Source organism: Paraburkholderia terrae (assembly GCF_002902925.1).
Lineage (GTDB): Bacteria > Pseudomonadota > Gammaproteobacteria > Burkholderiales > Burkholderiaceae > Paraburkholderia > Paraburkholderia terrae.
Genome location: NZ_CP026111.1, coordinates 3,572,584 through 3,587,722, shown reverse-complemented (window position 1 = coordinate 3,587,722; position 15,139 = coordinate 3,572,584). Strand labels below are relative to the sequence as shown.

The window sequence follows — 15,139 nt, the reverse complement described above, 5'->3', positions numbered from 1 at the left end:
GTTTCGAAGCCGACGTTGTGATCCGCCGACGGTCATGCACAGTGGACGACCGGCCGACACCTAGTCGTCCCCAGTCCGGCAAAACGCTTCCGTGGCAGCCAGTGCCAAGGATGCCCTGCCTCCCTGTAATCAAAAACAACGAACAGTAACAGCTTTTCATGTCGGAAATGTCACAGAACCAGGCGGTTCCGTGCGATTCCTCTAACGTTTCCGATCCAACGCTTCTCGGATTGCGTAATCTGTTAAGTTCTTGAAAGTTTTGGGTTCCGGACCGGTGCGCGTTTTCGGCCGCCTTTGGCCGCAAGTTACTCGCTTATGTCGGCTGGCCAACTTTAACGCGTCATGTCCAGCCGGTATGATACGGGCGGAATGACGGTTCGAGTATCCCGAAGGTAACGGGTTTTCCCGAGTTCAAGCCCGCCGGATATAGGTTTCGAGTCGTCTTTACCGTCCCATTGCTTAGGAATCGAACATAGTTCGTCATCTTGACCGATGAAGCCAATCGCCGTCACTGTCGCCGTTGCTTTGGCCGCGCTAGTCAGCGCTGGGTCCGCGCGCGCCGACTGCTTCGACGAGGCCGCCGGCTATCAGAAGGTCAACCCGTTGATTTTGCGGGCCATTGCCTGGCAGGAATCGCATAACCGTCCCACGGCGGTGCATAAGAACGCCAACGGTTCGACCGACTATGGCGTCATGCAGATCAACTCCGTGCATCTGCCCGTGCTCGCGCAATACGGCATCTCGCAGGGCACGCTGATGGAGCCGTGCAAGAACGTGTACATCGCCGCCTGGCATCTGCGCCAGAAGATGAACAAGTACGGCAACACATGGGCGGCTGTCGGCGCCTATCACTCGGAGACGCCGTCGCTGCGCGACGAGTACGCGCGGCAAATCGTGGCCATTCTCCGTAAGTGGAATCTGATGCCTACCAAATAGTTGGGCAGCGCCGTTCCTCCCGTTTCCCCAGTCGCCACAGATTAGTAGAGGCGTCGCCTCGCTCCAGTTGATGCACAATGCGGCTTCGTGCTGCTGCCTGTCCGGGTCCGTTTGAACGTCCGGCAGGCGCATGCGTCATTCACCTTCAAGTTTTCCGTACCGCGATGAACCAGCCGCTTTTGCCCGTCACCGTGATCTCCGGTTTCGTGGGCGCGGGCAAGACCGCGCTCGTCGATCAGATTCTGTCGAACCGCACTGGCCCGCGTGTCGCCGCGATCGTCACCGACCTCGCCGCCGTCCACCTCGATATCGACAACGCGGCGCCCGCGTCGCAGGTTGAATTGCCGAACGGATGTCTCTGCGCGCAGGCCGGTGAAGATTTGCTCGAACAGTTGGCCGAACTGGCGTCGGCGAATCGTTTCGATGCGGTCATCATCGAAGCAGCCGCTGTCGACGAGCCGATGAACCTCGTCGAGTCGATCATCGAAGACGAAAAGCTCGCGGCGCTTGTGCGCGTCGATACCGCCGTAACCGTGATCGATGCGGCGGGCTTTCTGCGCGACTACGCGTCGGCCGATGCGCTGTCCGAGCGCGGCATCGCCGCACATGAAGAGGACGATCGAACGATCGTCGAAGTGCTGATCGAACAGGTCGAGTTCTGCGACGTGTTCGTCATCAACAAGGCGGACCTTGTTTCCGCCGACGATCTCGCGCATCTGCAAGCGATACTCGCCGCGCTCAATCCGCGCGCCGCGCAGATCGTGAGCACTTATGGCAATGCGCCTTTCGAAGAAGTGCTCGGCACGGCGCGCTTCGATTACGACGCGACGTCGAACGCGGCCGGCTGGCTCGCGTTGCTGCACGATCCTTCTAGCCATGAAAACGAAAGCGGCGGCCGGGATGTCGGGCATGTCGTCTATCGCGCGCGGCGGCCGTTTCATCCCGAACGGATGTGGGCGCTGCTGCATGAAGAGTGGAAGGGCGTGTTGCGCGGCAAAGGCTTCTTCTGGCTCGCGACGCGCAACGAGATTGGCGGTTCGCTATCGCAAGCGGGCGGCGCTTGCCGGCCGGCACCGGCAGGAACGTGGTGGGCCGCGCAGGATCGCAGTGAATGGCCCGAAGGCGATGACGAGCTGCTGGAAGAGATCGCGGCGGACTGGTACGGCGATGCCAATGACTTCACGATCGGCGACCGTCGCCAGGAACTGGTGCTGATCGGCGTCGACATCGATCCAGCGCAATGGCGTGCGAAGTTCGATGCATGTCTGCTGACGGACGACGAGTACGCGTTGGGCGCCGAGGGTTGGCGCGCACTGAGTGATCCGTTCCCCGCGTGGGATCTCGAAGACGACGATCACGACCACGATCATGGCCACGACCATCATCACCATCACGATCACGACGATGATGGCCATCATCATCACCATCATTGAACGTAATGGATTGACGTCACGTCCGTCATCGAAAACGCAGACGAAAAAAAACCCGCCGATGGCGGGTGTCAACAACTCAGCGCTGATGCTTAGCGCTTGTTGACTGCGTCCTTGAACGCCTTGCCAGCCGTGAACTTAACGGTCTTTGCGGCCGGAATCTTGATGGTTTCGCCCGTCTTCGGGTTGCGGCCCGTACGTGCTGCCCGCTTGCCCGAACCGAAGCTTCCGAAGCCGATCAACTGGACTGCATCACCCTTCGCCACTGCCTTCTTGATGACTTCAAGCAGCGTGTCCAGCGTCTCGCCGGTTTGAGCCTTGCTGGCGCCCGTCTGACCTGCGACGGCGTCGATCAGTTCCTGTTTGTTCATTAAGGTTCCTTTCTGGTTTAGGTTGACACGAACAGCGCGAACGCGCCGATTATACGTGCGCGGGCCGCGCCGTCGAGCAGCGACGGCTCGGGAATACCCCCGACTCCCGCAGCGCGCCTGGCACCGCGTGGAGCACCGTGCTGCCGCTTCCCTCGCGGCGCTTGCTATGATAGCGCAGCGCAAACCCAATCTGGATAAGGGTTTCGAAGAATTACACGCTGCAACGCCTGATACAGCATGGAAAACAGCATTTTTGGCATGCAGAGCATCGAATAGATGCTATCCGAGTCGTCCAAAGCCCCGTCAGCGTTGGTTTTTGCCAACGTTCAACACCTCTCCGACAGGCTGCAGACGCCGTCTGGACGGGCTGTGACGGGTGTCGGCATGGCGTAACGGCTGCGAATTCGTGCTTCCAGTCAGTGCCGCGCCGTCGCCTGGTTCTCTTCCTTGCACCGCATTTCATCGCGCATGACCGACCCGCTCGTTCCCGCCATCCTCGCGTTTCGCGACAACGGCACCCCGTATTCCCCACGCCATGACGACATCTATCACAGCGCCGTCGGTGCCCTTGCGCAGGCCGAATACGTCTTCCTGAAAGGCAATGAATTGCCGTCGCGCTGGCAAAAGCGGCGCGTATTCACGGTGCTGGAAACGGGCTTCGGCATGGGCATCAACTTCCTCGTGACGTGGGCCGCATGGCGCGCGGACCCGGATCGTTGTGAGCGCCTGCACTTTGTATCGACGGAAAAACATCCGTTCTCGCGCGACGATCTGCTTGCAGCGAGCGCGGCGGCCGTTGCGGACGCATCGATCGCACCGCTTGCGCAACAACTCGTCGATGCATGGCCGACGCTCGTGCCCGGTACACATCGGCTCGAGTTCGAGGAAGGGCGTGTCACGCTCACGCTCGTGTTCGGCGACGCGGCGCAAACGCTGCATTCGCTCTGGCTGCGCGCCGACGCTTTCTATCTGGATGGCTTTTCGCCCGCGAAGAACCCGGAGCTGTGGACGCCCGCAATCTTCAAGGCGCTCGCGCGCCTCGCTGGCGACGAGGCGACCTTCGCCACTTATACAAGCGCCGGCGACGTGAAACGCGGATTGCAGCAAGCGGGCTTCGAATACCGGAAGGTCGATGGCTTCGGATGGAAACGCGCAATGCTGGTCGGACGCTTTGCACCACGCTATCGCGTGCGGCGTCACGAACCGCCGTTGCCGCTTGCCGTCGACGAACGCCATGCCATTGTGATCGGCACCGGGCTCGCGGGATGCGCGGCGATCGAACGACTCACGGCGCGCGGCTGGCGCGTTACGTCGCTCGAACGGCATGCGGGCGTCGCGCGCGATGCGTCGGGCAATCCCGCCGGCGTGTTTCATCCGATGATGTCGCGCGACGACAGCGTCGGTTCGCGCATCACGCGCGCGGGCTTTCTTTATGCGTTGCGGCAATGGTCGGCGCTCGAGCGGCGCGGATATCGGCCGTTGCGTGGCCCGGAAGGTTTGCTTCAAATCGCTGCCGATGAAGACGAAGCGTCGGCGATGGCAAAGACGTTCGCTTCGTTTGCTTATCCGTCGGATTACGTGACGGCCGTTTCCTCCGAAGAAGCACAGCGCATAGCCGGCATACGCGTCGCGCGAGGCGGCTGGTTCTTTCCGCATGGCGGCTGGATCGATCCCGCGTCGCTCTGCGCGGCGCAATGTGAGGCAGCGGGCGGGTTGCTGGAGCGCCGCTTCAACATCGTGGCTTCACGCATCGAACGCGTTGCAAATCAATGGATTGTGTTCGATGCGAACGGCGCCGCGATTGCCGCCGCGCCCGTCGTCATCTTTGCGAATGCGCACGAAGCGGCGCGGATCGCCGGTCTGCACCATGCACCGACGCGCAGCGTGCGCGGTCAATTGACGCTGCTGCCCAGCGATGCGGCGCACGCGTTGCGCGTTCCCGTGATCGGCGAAGGGTATGCTGTGCCGCTGCCCGATGGCTCGACGCTGACGGGAGCAACCTATGACATCGACGATCCCGACACACAAATACGCGATGACGCTCACACCGAGAACATCGAGCGTGTCGCGCAGATGCTTCCCGACATGCGTGAGGCGATGGGTACGCGTGCGGCTTCGTCACTGACAGGGCGCGTCGCGTTTCGCTGCGTGACGAGCGACCGTCTGCCGATGATCGGCGCATTCGCCGACGAAAGGGCTGCGACTCACGACGCAGGCAAGTTACGCGGCGCCTGGCCGCTGGATCTGCCGCGCGCGCAAGGGCTGTATGGCGCATTCGCGTTTGGATCGCGCGGACTCGTGTGGGCGTCGCTGGGTGCCGAGCTGATTGCTTCGCAGATCGAAGGCGAGCCGTGGCCCATCGAGCGGGATCTCGCCGAAGCGCTCGATCCCGCGCGCTTTCTCTTGCGCGCGCTACGGCTGGGGATCGCGAACTGACTTTCTTCCTGTGGAAAAGTTATCCACGGCGCGTTGTGGATAACCGGGAAAAATGCGGGCGAAACTCGTGTGGAACGGATGTGGACGTAAACGGGGTAACTCGACAGACGTAAACATTGGCCAAAAGTTATTCATCGAACCCAGTCCGGCGCGCACATCAAGTGCATCCGGTTATGCGTTCGGCAAGACGCTGATTCGCTTCGGTAAACTCGAGTTATCCACAGAAATGCGGGGCCCTTGTTAACTTCTACTACGTATACATACAGTAAACCTATAGATGAAAAGCCCGTTGTCGGTCGAAGCCAGCGGCATCATCTTTCCTATTAAGAATTTCGCAAAGCTCGCTTCGCTTCAGCAGCCGTCTTCTTTGCTGTTCACCACTGCGAAACTGGAACGCCTGAGCGCAAGAGCACTCAAACTCAAGCACGCTGAAGATGCACCGCGTGAGGCCCTCTCAGACGCGCAAGAACATCGCTGACAAGGCCATTCTTCCCCGAAGTACGCGAGTTTTCCGGTCGCTTTTTCCTGTTGTCTTGAAGTTAGCGTACGTTTTACCGCTTTGAGCGCTTGTTCGACGCTTTTCCGTCAAGTGTAAAAAAGCTATGGCACAATCGCCGTTCTTCCGCGTCGCGTATTGCCCCCGCAACCGACGCGCCAATGGAACGGTTGCCGGACCCACAGAATCTGATTCAAAAGTCGACGGCGCTCTTTTCACTCACGTCGGGCTGCCCGTAGTCATGCGGCATCGGCGTGGTCGTTTCAGTTTTTCACCCGATCGTTGACAACCCGCAACGCCGGCAGACGCGAACCGATCGCGGCAACGGACGCGGCGCGCGCTTTGCGTGCCGACGTCGTCTGCCCGTTCGCGTTGCCGAGCGTTGCTGCAAAGGAGAAGCCACCACGATGAAGTCGGCGTTTTCATTCTTCCCAGGCTGGCCGCTCACGCCCGATGCAATTTTCTGGGCAGGCCTCGCTTTGCTTGCCGCAGGTCTCGTCGGCGAGCTGTGCTATCGCGCGTGGCATCTGCCGCGCATTTCCGGCTATGCGGTGATCGGGCTGATCGCGGGCTCGGCGGGATCGGGCGTAATTGACGCGGACTCGGCGAGCACCGCGCGTCCGTTGCTCGATGTCGCGCTCGGCCTGCTGCTGTTCGAACTCGGCAGCCGGCTGGATCTGCGGTGGATTCGCCGCAATACGTGGCTCATCGTGTCGAGCATCGCTGAATCGACGCTCACGTTCGTGCTCGTGCTGCTGGTGCTGCTGTTCCTGAACGTGTCGTCGGTGACGGCGCTCGTGCTCGCGTCGATCGCAATGGCGACTTCGCCCGCGATGGTGATCCAGCTGAAAACCGAGGTGCGCGCCGAAGGCCAGGTCACGCAGCGCCTCTTGACGCTGACGGCGCTCAACAGCATGTATGCGGTGATCGTCGAGAAGCTCGCGTCCGGCTGGCTGCATCAGGAAGCCTACGGCAACGTACTCGCGACGATCCTCCAGCCGCTGTATTTGCTGATCGGCTCGCTGATCCTCGCGTACCTGCTCGCGCGCACCATCACGTTCTTTTACAAGCGTGTGAATCTGCAGGACGAGCACTCTTTCGTCGCACTGTTCGGCCTCGTGCTGCTCGCCATTGCCATCGCGCATATCTTCAAACTGTCGACGATTCTCAGCCTGCTCGCTGCGGGCATCATCGTGAAAAATCTGGAAGCACGCCCGCAACTCTGGCCGGAGCACTTCGGCACGGCGGGCTGGCTGCTGACGGTGATTCTGTTCGTGCTCACGCTGACCACGTTCGAATGGCGCGACGTCGCGTTGGGTGGACTCGCAGCCGTCGGATTGATCGTCGCGCGGCTGGTGGCCAAGCTGGTCGGCGTGCTCGCGTTCGCCAAGCCGAGCGGACTGGACATGAAGCAGGGCATGGCGCTGGGGCTGTCGCTGTCTCCCATGTCGGCGCTCGCGTATCTGCTCGTCGACGACACCTACCAGCTCTATCCGAATTTCGATCCGACGCTGCGCGCGGTCACGATGTGCTCGATCGTCGTGTTGCAGCTGGTCGGGCCGTGGCTCGTCTACCGCTCGCTCGCGCTGGTGGGCGAACGCCGCGAGTAAAGCGGCGCGCCCGCACCCCGTATTTTTCATCCAGCTCGAGCGTTCGGCTGCAGCATTCGACAGTCAATCCGGCCGGCGCCGCCCGCATCGGGCGCTGATGCCGACATGAATCAGGAAACGCTATGTCACTCGAAGCCTTCATCGATTCGAAACCGTTCACCTTCGGTGTCGAACTCGAGATGCAGATCGTCAATACCCATGACTATGATCTGACCAAAGCAGGAACCGACCTGCTCCGGCTCATCAAGGACGAAAAGATCCCGGGCAACATCACGCCGGAAATCACCGAGAGCATGATCGAGCTGTCGACGGGCATCTGCACGACGCACGAGCAGGCCGTCGCCGATCTGCGCACCATTCGCGACACGCTCGTCGCCGCGGCGGACCGGCTGAACGTCGGCCTGTGCGGCGGCGGCACGCACGCTTTCCAGCAATGGAGCGAGCGCAAGATCGTCGACACACCGCGCTTTCAGTACCTTTCGGAACTCTACGGCTACCTTGCCAAGCAGTTCACGGTGTTCGGCCAGCACGTACACATCGGCTGTCCGGATGCCGACAGCGCGTTGTTCCTGCTGCATTCGATGTCGCGCTACATTCCGCATTTCATCGCGCTGTCGGCGTCGTCGCCGTTCGTGCAGGGCGTCGATACGGGCTTTCACTCGGCACGCCTGAATTCCGTGTTCGCGTTTCCGCTGTCGGGCCGCGCGCCATTCGTCCTCACGTGGGACAGCTTCGAAGAATACTTTTCGAAGATGGTGCATACGGGCGTCGTCAACAGCATGAAGGACTTCTACTGGGACATCCGGCCGAAGCCCGGCTTCGGCACCATCGAAGTGCGCGTGATGGACACGCCGCTGTCCGTCGACCGCGCGGCCGCGATTGCGTGCTACATCCAGACGCTTGCGCGTCATCTGCTGCTCGACAAGCCTTTGATGCCAAAGGAAGACGACTATCTCGTCTACACGTTCAACCGTTTCGAGGCGTGCCGCTTCGGTCTGGCCGGCACGTGTATCGACCCGCAGACGGGTGAGCGCCGTACGATTTCCGAAGACATCATTCACACGCTCGAGCGCATCGCGCCGCATGCGGATGCTTTGGGCTCGGGCAAGGCGCTCGAAGAAATCGGCGCGATCGCGCGCGGGCAGGTGAACGACGCGACCTGGCTGCGCAATGTGGCTGAACAAGAACAGTCGCTGCATGAAGTGGTGCGGCAGCAGTGCCTGCAGTGGCGCGCATAAAGGGCGTGTAAAAGCCGGAGCGTTCGAGCCGCGATGCAGTCCGACGCGGCAGGCGCATCGGATGCTGCTGCTCAGGCGCCGGGCAGACTCCAACGAAACCCGCTTTTTGCGGGTTTTTTATTTTTTTCGAATGCCGATAAGGCGTCCTCTAGTTTTTCTCAAAGTTTACGTATACATACGTAGTAATAGTTAACAAGCATTGCGTTTGCCTGTGGACAACCGAATAATTCCCTGCAAACTCAAGAAGCTGCGTAAACCATAACCAAGCGGATCGGGCGCGCATCCCGACCGTAAACCTGGGAGAACGATTCTCATGGGTGCTGGGGTCGAGCGGGTTATCAAGAATCGACGCACACGTCGTCCCCTGCCTTATCCCGTGGTTATCCACAGATTGCATTGGATAACTTAGCTGTACGATTTGCCGCTCTCGCATAGAATGTCGTTTTTCGTCGTTGCGGCCTGCCGGGATCAAGGATGCGTGGTCCAAAGCGCATGAGTCGCACGGCATGAAGCGTTTGCAAAGCCTGAGATAGCGGCCGGGACAAGGCCCGCATCACAGGAAGTTTTTGAGATAGTAGGAATCGGCGAGCCGGCTTGACCGGCGAAGCTTCCCCCCACAGACTGTCGGCGCGCCGGCATCGGAAAAACGGATGTCGACGGGCAACGGCACGCTGTCAACAACGAACGAAAGACTATGAGCGAAGGCGTATACGGAGAGCAGGCAACCGGGCGGGTGACCCACAGCCTGCTGCGACTCAGCACGGCCATGCGGAGCCAGGCATGGGAATGGGCGGAAGGCGCGGGTCTGACGCCTACCCAGGGCGAAATCCTCGTGCTGCTGATGCAGCGCAAGGGGCCGATGCGGCTCGGCGAAATCGCACGCGAAACTGCGCTGACGGCCGCGACCACGAGCGATGCCGTGAGCACGCTGGAAAGCAAGGGTCTCGTCGAAAAGCGCCGCGCGCTCGACGACGGGCGCGCGCTTGCCGTGCGTCTGACGGCTCGCGGCCGCACCGCGGCCAAGCGCGCCGCGCAATGGCCTGACTTCCTCGCGAAGGCGGTCGGCACGCTGCGCGACGAAGAGCAATCCCTCTTTTATCGCACGCTGCTGAAGACCGTGCGTCAGCTCGAAGTGCAAGGCCACATTCCGCCGCACCGGATGTGCGTGACCTGCACGCATTTCGAGCCGAGCAAGAACCCGAAGAAGACGCCGCATCGCTGCATGCTGCTCGATCTGTCGATGTCGGATACCGATCTGCGTCTGGACTGCTCGGTACACGAAACGGCCGATGCGGCCACGCAGAAAAAGACCTGGAAGATCTTCGCGCAGCAAGCCTGAGTCGGCTAAACTGCGGAGCCGGCCGCCGCTCGCGGGTTTGCGTGAGCGGGGCGGGCGAGCTTGCGCCGTTTTGCGCATCGGCAGACGGCGTGTCTTCCGGCGCGCCTTTTGGGCGCGTCCAGTCAACCTGACGGTGGGATTTGCCGATGCATCACGAAGTTCTCGCCATCCGCCATGTGCATTTCGAGGATCTGGGCAGTCTCGAACGGGTGCTCGGCGAGCGGGGGCGTCCTGTCCGCTATCTGGATGTCGGCTTTGCGCGCATCGAGGCGCCCGACCCCGTGATGCCTTCGCTGATGGTGATTCTCGGCGGGCCGATCAGCGCCTTCGACGACGATCGCTATCCGACCATCGCGCCGCTCGTCCATGATCGAAAAGCGCATTGCAGCCGGTCTGCCGACGCTCGGCATCTGCCTCGGCGCGCAACTGATTGCGCGGGTGCTCGGCGCGCGGGTCTATCCGTCCGGGCAGACGGAAATCGGCTGGACACCGTTGACGCTCACCGATGCCGGCAAGCAGTCGCCGCTGCGGCATCTGGACGGAGCGCACACGTCGATGCTTCATTGGCACGGCGATACATTCGATCTTCCTCAAGGCGCGGTGCATCTCGCCTCCACGCCCGCCTGTCAGAACCAGGCGTTCTCGTGGGGCAAGCATGTGCTTGGCCTGCAATGTCACCCTGAAATCCGCACCGACCGCTTCGAGCCCTGGCTGATCGGCAATGCCGGAGAAATCGCGGGCCACGGCATCGACGTTCGCGCGCTGCGCGCCGATACCGCGAAGCATGGCCCGAAGCTGGAAATCGCGGCGACGAGCATGTTCGGCGAATGGCTCGATCAACTGGCCTCGCGACCCTGAACAAACCCCGATGACCGCCGTGGATCACCGAGTTCTTACCGTCGACGCCGTGCTGACCGGCAAGATTGCGCCGTTGGGCAGTGACCTGTCGGGCAAGACGAGTGCGATCGGCAAGACGCCTGTCGATGGCCGTGTGTGGCTCGGCGAAACAGGACTCGAAGGTGATCAGCAGGCCGAACTCAAACACCACGGCGGCCCGGAGAAAGCGCTGCACCACTATCCGTTCGATCACTACGTAACCTGGCGCAGCGAATGGCGCGCGGGCGAATCCGGGCTGTCGACGCTCGACGGACGCGGTGCGTTCGGCGAAAACCTCAGCACGTGTGGCCTGACGGAAGCGGATGTTTGCGTCGGCGACGTGTACCGGATCGGCGGGGCGATCGTCCAGGTATCGCAGCCGCGTCAGCCGTGCTGGAAACTGAACCTGCGCTTCGAGCGCGCCGACATGTCGCGCGCCGTGCAGAACACGCGCCGCACGGGCTGGTATTACCGCGTGCTCGAAGCGGGCGAAATCGGCGCGGGCGACGCGATCGAACGGCTCGCGCGTCCTCATGCACAGTGGAGCGTCGAGCGCCTGTTGCGCGTGTTCTATGTCGACCGCGACGACCGGCCGGCGCTGGAAGCGATGGCGCAACTCGACACGCTGTCGCCGTCATGGCGCAAGACCGCGTCGAAGCGTCTCGAAAGCGGTGAAGTCGAATCGTGGTCGAAGCGCCTCGATGTGCCTCCCAGTCAAAGCTGATTCTCGCTGTTGAAAGCGACGCGCCTGGCCGTCTGCAGCAAATCAGACCCGGTGCTATCCTCGATCGCTCTTGAGTTTCGATGGGTAACCCCACCACCATGAGCGCTCTTTTCACTCCGCTCACGCTGCGTAGCGTGACGCTGCCGAACCGCATCGTCGTGTCACCGATGTGTCAATACTCTGCCGAACGCGGCGAAGCGACGGCATGGCACATGATCCATCTCGGTCACCTCGCGCTGTCGGGTGCGGCCATGCTGTGCATCGAGGCAACGGCTGTCGAACCCGATGGCCGCATCACGCCCGCCGACCTCGGCCTCTGGGACGACGTGACGGAAGAAGCACTGAAGCCCGTGCTCGCCGCGATCCGCAAGCACTCGAAAGTACACGTCGCGATGCAACTGTCGCACGCGGGGCGCAAGGCTTCGAGCAACGTGCCGTGGGAAGGCGGGCAACTGATTCCCGTCGCCGACGGCGGCTGGCTGCCGCATGCGCCATCCGCGCTGCCGCACAAAGCCGGCGAAGAGCCGCCGCTCGCGCTGGACAACGCGGGTCTCAACCGTATCCGCGAAGCGTTCGCGGCGTCGGCAAGGCGCGCCGCGCGTCTGGGCATCGACGCGCTCGAAGTGCATGCCGCGCATGGTTATCTACTTCATCAGTTCCTGTCGCCGCTTGCAAACCAGCGCAGCGACGAATATGGCGGCTCGCGTGAGAATCGCATGCGTTTCCCGCTCGAAATATTCGACATCGTGCGCGCCGCATTCCCCGCCGACAAACCGGTCGGCGTGCGCGTCTCGGCGATCGACTGGGTCGACGGCGGCATCACGATCGAAGACACGATTGCGTTCGTGCAGGAGCTGAAGAAGCGCGGCTGCGACTGGGTCGATGTGTCGTCGGGTGGCGTGTCGCCGTTGCAGAAGATCCCGCTCGAACCCGGCTATCAGGTGCCGTTCGCGAAGGCGGTGAAGGAAGCGACGGGTATGACGACCATGGCCGTCGGTCTGATCACGGACCCGGAGCACGCGAACCGGCTGATCGAAGAGGGCGACGCGGATCTCATCGCGATGGCCCGCGCGCTGCTCTACGATCCGCGCTGGCCGTGGCACGCGGCCGCGCAACTCGGCGCAACCGTCGACGCTCCGCCGCAATACTGGCGTTCGCAACCGCGCGAACAGAAGGCGCTGTTCGGCGATATTTCGTTCGGTCAGCGCTGAAGGCTGCGTTCAACCGACTACGCAGAATACGCATCGCGCGCACATGCGATGTGGATCTGTACGTAAGACGGTTGAACGAAGTCACATCATCCGTGTACGATTTCGGTTGTGACGCTGCATGCGTCGCATGTCGACGCGGCGCCAGCAAGGCGCCGCGTTTGCTATCCGCGTCAGAAAAGCCGCGCATCTGCAAAGACGCGTCGAACGCGGAGGCATCGGCGAACAAGCGAGTTTGTTCATCCACCGTTCTACAAGGATTGATTCAATGAGTTCACGCAGGATCGCTGTGCGTCAATCGGGCGTGCACGGCAAAGGCGTGTTTGCACTCGAACCGATCGCAGCCGGCGAGCGGTTGATCGAATACAAGGGCCAACGGATTTCCTGGAAGGAAGCGCTGCGACGGCATCCTCATAATCCCGACGAACCGAATCACACGTTCTACTTCGCGCTCGATAGCGGCGACGTGATCGACGGCAAGGTGAAGGGCAACAGCGCGCGCTGGATCAATCACTCGTGCGCGCCGAATTGCGAAGCGGAAGAAATCGACGGCCACGTATTTATCGACGCGCTGCGTGATATCGGCGCGGGCGAAGAGCTGTTCTACGACTACGGGCTCGTGATCGACGCGCGTCAGACGAAGAAGCTGAAGAAGGAATACGAGTGCCGTTGCGGCGCGCGCAAGTGCCGCGGCACGATGCTCGCGGCGCCGGACAAGAAGGACGAGAAGAAAGCGAAGAAGAAAAAGTGACCAGAGTGCGCTGCCGTTCGTATCGAACGCAGCGCACGTTTTGGGACACGCTTCAAGGATCGACCGGCGCATGATGCGCCGGTTTTTTTGTTTCGCGCGGTGGTTCCGGTGCGCGCAGCACGGCGCCCGTCGCGACGGGAAGCCGCACGATAAAGCGCGCGCCACCTTCGGCGGCATCTTCGTAATGCACGCTGCCGCGATGCAGCGCCATGATGTCGTGAACGATCGCAAGGCCGAGACCGGCGCCACCGTCGACGGTGCCGTCGCTCATGCCCTGGCCGTCGCCGCGGAAGAAGCGCTTGAACAGATCGGGTTGCTGCTTTTGGGGCACGCCCGGGCCGTTGTCCTCAACGGTGACTTCCGCTGTCGGGACGCCATCCACCACCGTTTGCGCGACCGTCATCGTGATCCGCGCGCCGTTCATGCGCGACGGCGGCACATATTTCAGCGCGTTGTCGAGCAGATTCGCGATCACTTCACGCAGCAGCACAGGGTTGCCGCGCGCAATCAGCGGGTGATCGTTCGACGGATCGTCGAGCCGCTGGAAACCGAGGTCCACATGCACGGCGAGCGCGCGCGGTACCCATTCGGCGCCCGTATCGAAAGCGAGCGACGCGACGTCGAGGTTCACGAAACGCGCTGCCTGTTCGCCCGGTTCGGCGCGCGCTAGCGACAGCAACTGGTTCGACAGACGCACGGCGCGATCGGCGGCGGCACGCAGTTCCTTGACGGCGGCGAGTGTCTGCTGCGGATCGCGTCCAATGGCCGCCTGTTCCGCGTGCAGCTTGATCGCGGTGAGCGGCGTGCGCAGCTGATGCGCGGCGTCGGCGATGAATTTGCGCTGTGCGTCGAGCGCGGCTTTCAGACGGTCGAGCAAACCGTTCAGCGCGCCCGTCAGCGGACGGATTTCGACGGGGACGAAGGTTTCGTCGACGGGTTCCAGCGACGTGTGGGTCTGTCGGTTCAGCGAATCGGCGAGATCGGTCAGCGGGTTCAGTTGCTGGTTCACGACGCGCCACACGATCACCCAGCCCGCGAGCAGCAACAGCAGCAGCGGCATCATGATCGCGACCAGAAATTCGGCGGCGATGCGAAAGCGGTGATGCACCGGTTGGCCGACTTCGATGACGACGGGATTGCCCGTCGGCTGATCGACGCGCACCTGCGCAACGCGCACGGCCGTACCTTCATGCTGCGTCTCGAACACGTACGCATAGTGCATGCGACGCACGTTGGTGCCTTGCAGCGGCAGTTTCGGGTCGCCGGCGATTTCGGTTTCGCCATTGCTGATCCGGTACACGAGTTGTTCGACGGGATCGGAGAACATCGCCTGCGCGAGCGGCGGGACGGTGATCGGCGCATCGGGGCCGGCAATCTGGATCTGCTTCGAAATGGCCGTGGCGAGGTCGGCGAGCGAACGGTCGACCACGTGCTGCGTGTATTGCCACGCGAGCCAGTACGCGATGAGGCCGCTCATCAGCGCGAGCAGCGAAAGGGGAGCGGCGAGCCGGCGCAGTAACTGGCGGCGCAGGCTATTCGCGGCGGGATAGGGCATGATCGAACCCGCGGTAAAGGACCGACGCCGAGGGATTATCGACTGCGTCAGTCATGCGTTCCAAGTGCAGTTCCAAACGGCAGTTCATATCCGGGTTGAATGACACAGGCGGCCGCCGCGCATCTGTGAGGATGCGCTTGCGGCCGCCCGTCGGACAACCCGGACGCCG

Annotated in this window: 11 protein-coding genes and 3 pseudogenes; 12 read left to right on the top strand and 2 right to left on the bottom strand. The window is 62.1% G+C overall.

Features of this window, described 5'->3' with window-relative positions; translation table 11 throughout:
- Positions 1-492: 492 nt before the first annotated feature.
- From C2L65_RS15960 to C2L65_RS47295, 3 genes and pseudogenes are all read left to right on the top strand, one after another.
- Positions 493-936 (top strand): lytic transglycosylase domain-containing protein, encoded by a 444-nt coding sequence (locus C2L65_RS15960; RefSeq protein ID WP_007750204.1) that lies wholly within the window; start codon positions 493-495, stop codon positions 934-936.
- Between the two features lie 77 nt (positions 937-1,013).
- Positions 1,014-2,144, top strand: a pseudogene (locus C2L65_RS15955) (GTP-binding protein); the annotation flags it as partial.
- Between the two features lie 130 nt (positions 2,145-2,274).
- Positions 2,275-2,340: pseudogene (locus C2L65_RS47295) on the top strand (hypothetical protein); the annotation flags it as partial.
- 118 nt (positions 2,341-2,458) lie between these two features.
- On the opposite strand, the gene C2L65_RS15950 reads toward C2L65_RS47295, so the two are convergent.
- Complete coding sequence (locus tag C2L65_RS15950; protein WP_007581741.1) at positions 2,459-2,737, bottom strand: HU family DNA-binding protein; 279 nt, start codon at positions 2,735-2,737, stop codon at positions 2,459-2,461.
- A gap of 468 nt (positions 2,738-3,205) precedes the next feature.
- Between C2L65_RS15950 and mnmC the strand changes: the two genes are divergently transcribed.
- From mnmC to C2L65_RS15905, 9 genes and pseudogenes are all read left to right on the top strand, one after another.
- A complete protein-coding gene (mnmC, locus tag C2L65_RS15945) occupies positions 3,206-5,173 on the top strand; it encodes a bifunctional tRNA (5-methylaminomethyl-2-thiouridine)(34)-methyltransferase MnmC2/FAD-dependent 5-carboxymethylaminomethyl-2-thiouridine(34) oxidoreductase MnmC1 (protein ID WP_042305077.1) in 1,968 nt (655 codons plus the stop codon).
- A gap of 277 nt (positions 5,174-5,450) precedes the next feature.
- Positions 5,451-5,651 (top strand): hypothetical protein, encoded by a 201-nt coding sequence (locus tag C2L65_RS15940; RefSeq protein WP_042305078.1) that lies wholly within the window; start codon positions 5,451-5,453, stop codon positions 5,649-5,651.
- Positions 5,652-6,076: 425 nt separating this feature from the next.
- Positions 6,077-7,279, top strand: coding sequence for a cation:proton antiporter (locus C2L65_RS15935; protein WP_042305165.1), 1,203 nt, complete (start codon positions 6,077-6,079; stop codon positions 7,277-7,279).
- A 122-nt stretch (positions 7,280-7,401) separates the two neighbouring features.
- Positions 7,402-8,517: a YbdK family carboxylate-amine ligase gene (locus C2L65_RS15930; protein ID WP_042305079.1), complete on the top strand. Its 1,116-nt coding sequence runs from the start codon at positions 7,402-7,404 to the stop codon at positions 8,515-8,517.
- Between the two features lie 694 nt (positions 8,518-9,211).
- Positions 9,212-9,856 (top strand): MarR family winged helix-turn-helix transcriptional regulator, encoded by a 645-nt coding sequence (locus C2L65_RS15925; protein WP_035987348.1) that lies wholly within the window; start codon positions 9,212-9,214, stop codon positions 9,854-9,856.
- Between the two features lie 146 nt (positions 9,857-10,002).
- Positions 10,003-10,714: pseudogene (locus tag C2L65_RS15920) on the top strand (glutamine amidotransferase).
- Between the two features lie 10 nt (positions 10,715-10,724).
- Positions 10,725-11,456 (top strand): MOSC domain-containing protein, encoded by a 732-nt coding sequence (locus C2L65_RS15915; RefSeq protein ID WP_042305080.1) that lies wholly within the window; start codon positions 10,725-10,727, stop codon positions 11,454-11,456.
- Positions 11,457-11,554: 98 nt separating this feature from the next.
- On the top strand, positions 11,555-12,667 hold the full coding sequence (locus C2L65_RS15910; protein ID WP_042305081.1) for an NADH:flavin oxidoreductase/NADH oxidase: 1,113 nt from the start codon (positions 11,555-11,557) through the stop codon (positions 12,665-12,667).
- Between the two features lie 265 nt (positions 12,668-12,932).
- On the top strand, positions 12,933-13,415 hold the full coding sequence (locus C2L65_RS15905; protein ID WP_007742823.1) for an SET domain-containing protein: 483 nt from the start codon (positions 12,933-12,935) through the stop codon (positions 13,413-13,415).
- Between the two features lie 52 nt (positions 13,416-13,467).
- Here C2L65_RS15905 and C2L65_RS15900 read toward each other — a convergent pair whose 3' ends face one another.
- Positions 13,468-14,970, bottom strand: coding sequence for a sensor histidine kinase (locus tag C2L65_RS15900; RefSeq protein ID WP_042305082.1), 1,503 nt, complete (start codon positions 14,968-14,970; stop codon positions 13,468-13,470).
- Positions 14,971-15,139 lie beyond the last annotated feature (169 nt).

What these genes read in the sequence shown, in the direction of transcription:
- C2L65_RS15960 (WP_007750204.1), top strand. Translation starts at nt 493, where the DNA reads ATGAAGCCAATCGCCGTCACTGTCGCCGTTGCTTTGGCCGCGCTAGTC.
- C2L65_RS15950 (WP_007581741.1), bottom strand. Translation starts at nt 2,737, where the DNA reads ATGAACAAACAGGAACTGATCGACGCCGTCGCAGGTCAGACGGGCGCC.
- mnmC (WP_042305077.1), top strand. Translation starts at nt 3,206, where the DNA reads ATGACCGACCCGCTCGTTCCCGCCATCCTCGCGTTTCGCGACAACGGC.
- C2L65_RS15940 (WP_042305078.1), top strand. Translation starts at nt 5,451, where the DNA reads ATGAAAAGCCCGTTGTCGGTCGAAGCCAGCGGCATCATCTTTCCTATT.
- C2L65_RS15935 (WP_042305165.1), top strand. Translation starts at nt 6,077, where the DNA reads ATGAAGTCGGCGTTTTCATTCTTCCCAGGCTGGCCGCTCACGCCCGAT.
- C2L65_RS15930 (WP_042305079.1), top strand. Translation starts at nt 7,402, where the DNA reads ATGTCACTCGAAGCCTTCATCGATTCGAAACCGTTCACCTTCGGTGTC.
- C2L65_RS15925 (WP_035987348.1), top strand. Translation starts at nt 9,212, where the DNA reads ATGAGCGAAGGCGTATACGGAGAGCAGGCAACCGGGCGGGTGACCCAC.
- C2L65_RS15915 (WP_042305080.1), top strand. Translation starts at nt 10,725, where the DNA reads ATGACCGCCGTGGATCACCGAGTTCTTACCGTCGACGCCGTGCTGACC.
- C2L65_RS15910 (WP_042305081.1), top strand. Translation starts at nt 11,555, where the DNA reads ATGAGCGCTCTTTTCACTCCGCTCACGCTGCGTAGCGTGACGCTGCCG.
- C2L65_RS15905 (WP_007742823.1), top strand. Translation starts at nt 12,933, where the DNA reads ATGAGTTCACGCAGGATCGCTGTGCGTCAATCGGGCGTGCACGGCAAA.
- C2L65_RS15900 (WP_042305082.1), bottom strand. Translation starts at nt 14,970, where the DNA reads ATGCCCTATCCCGCCGCGAATAGCCTGCGCCGCCAGTTACTGCGCCGG.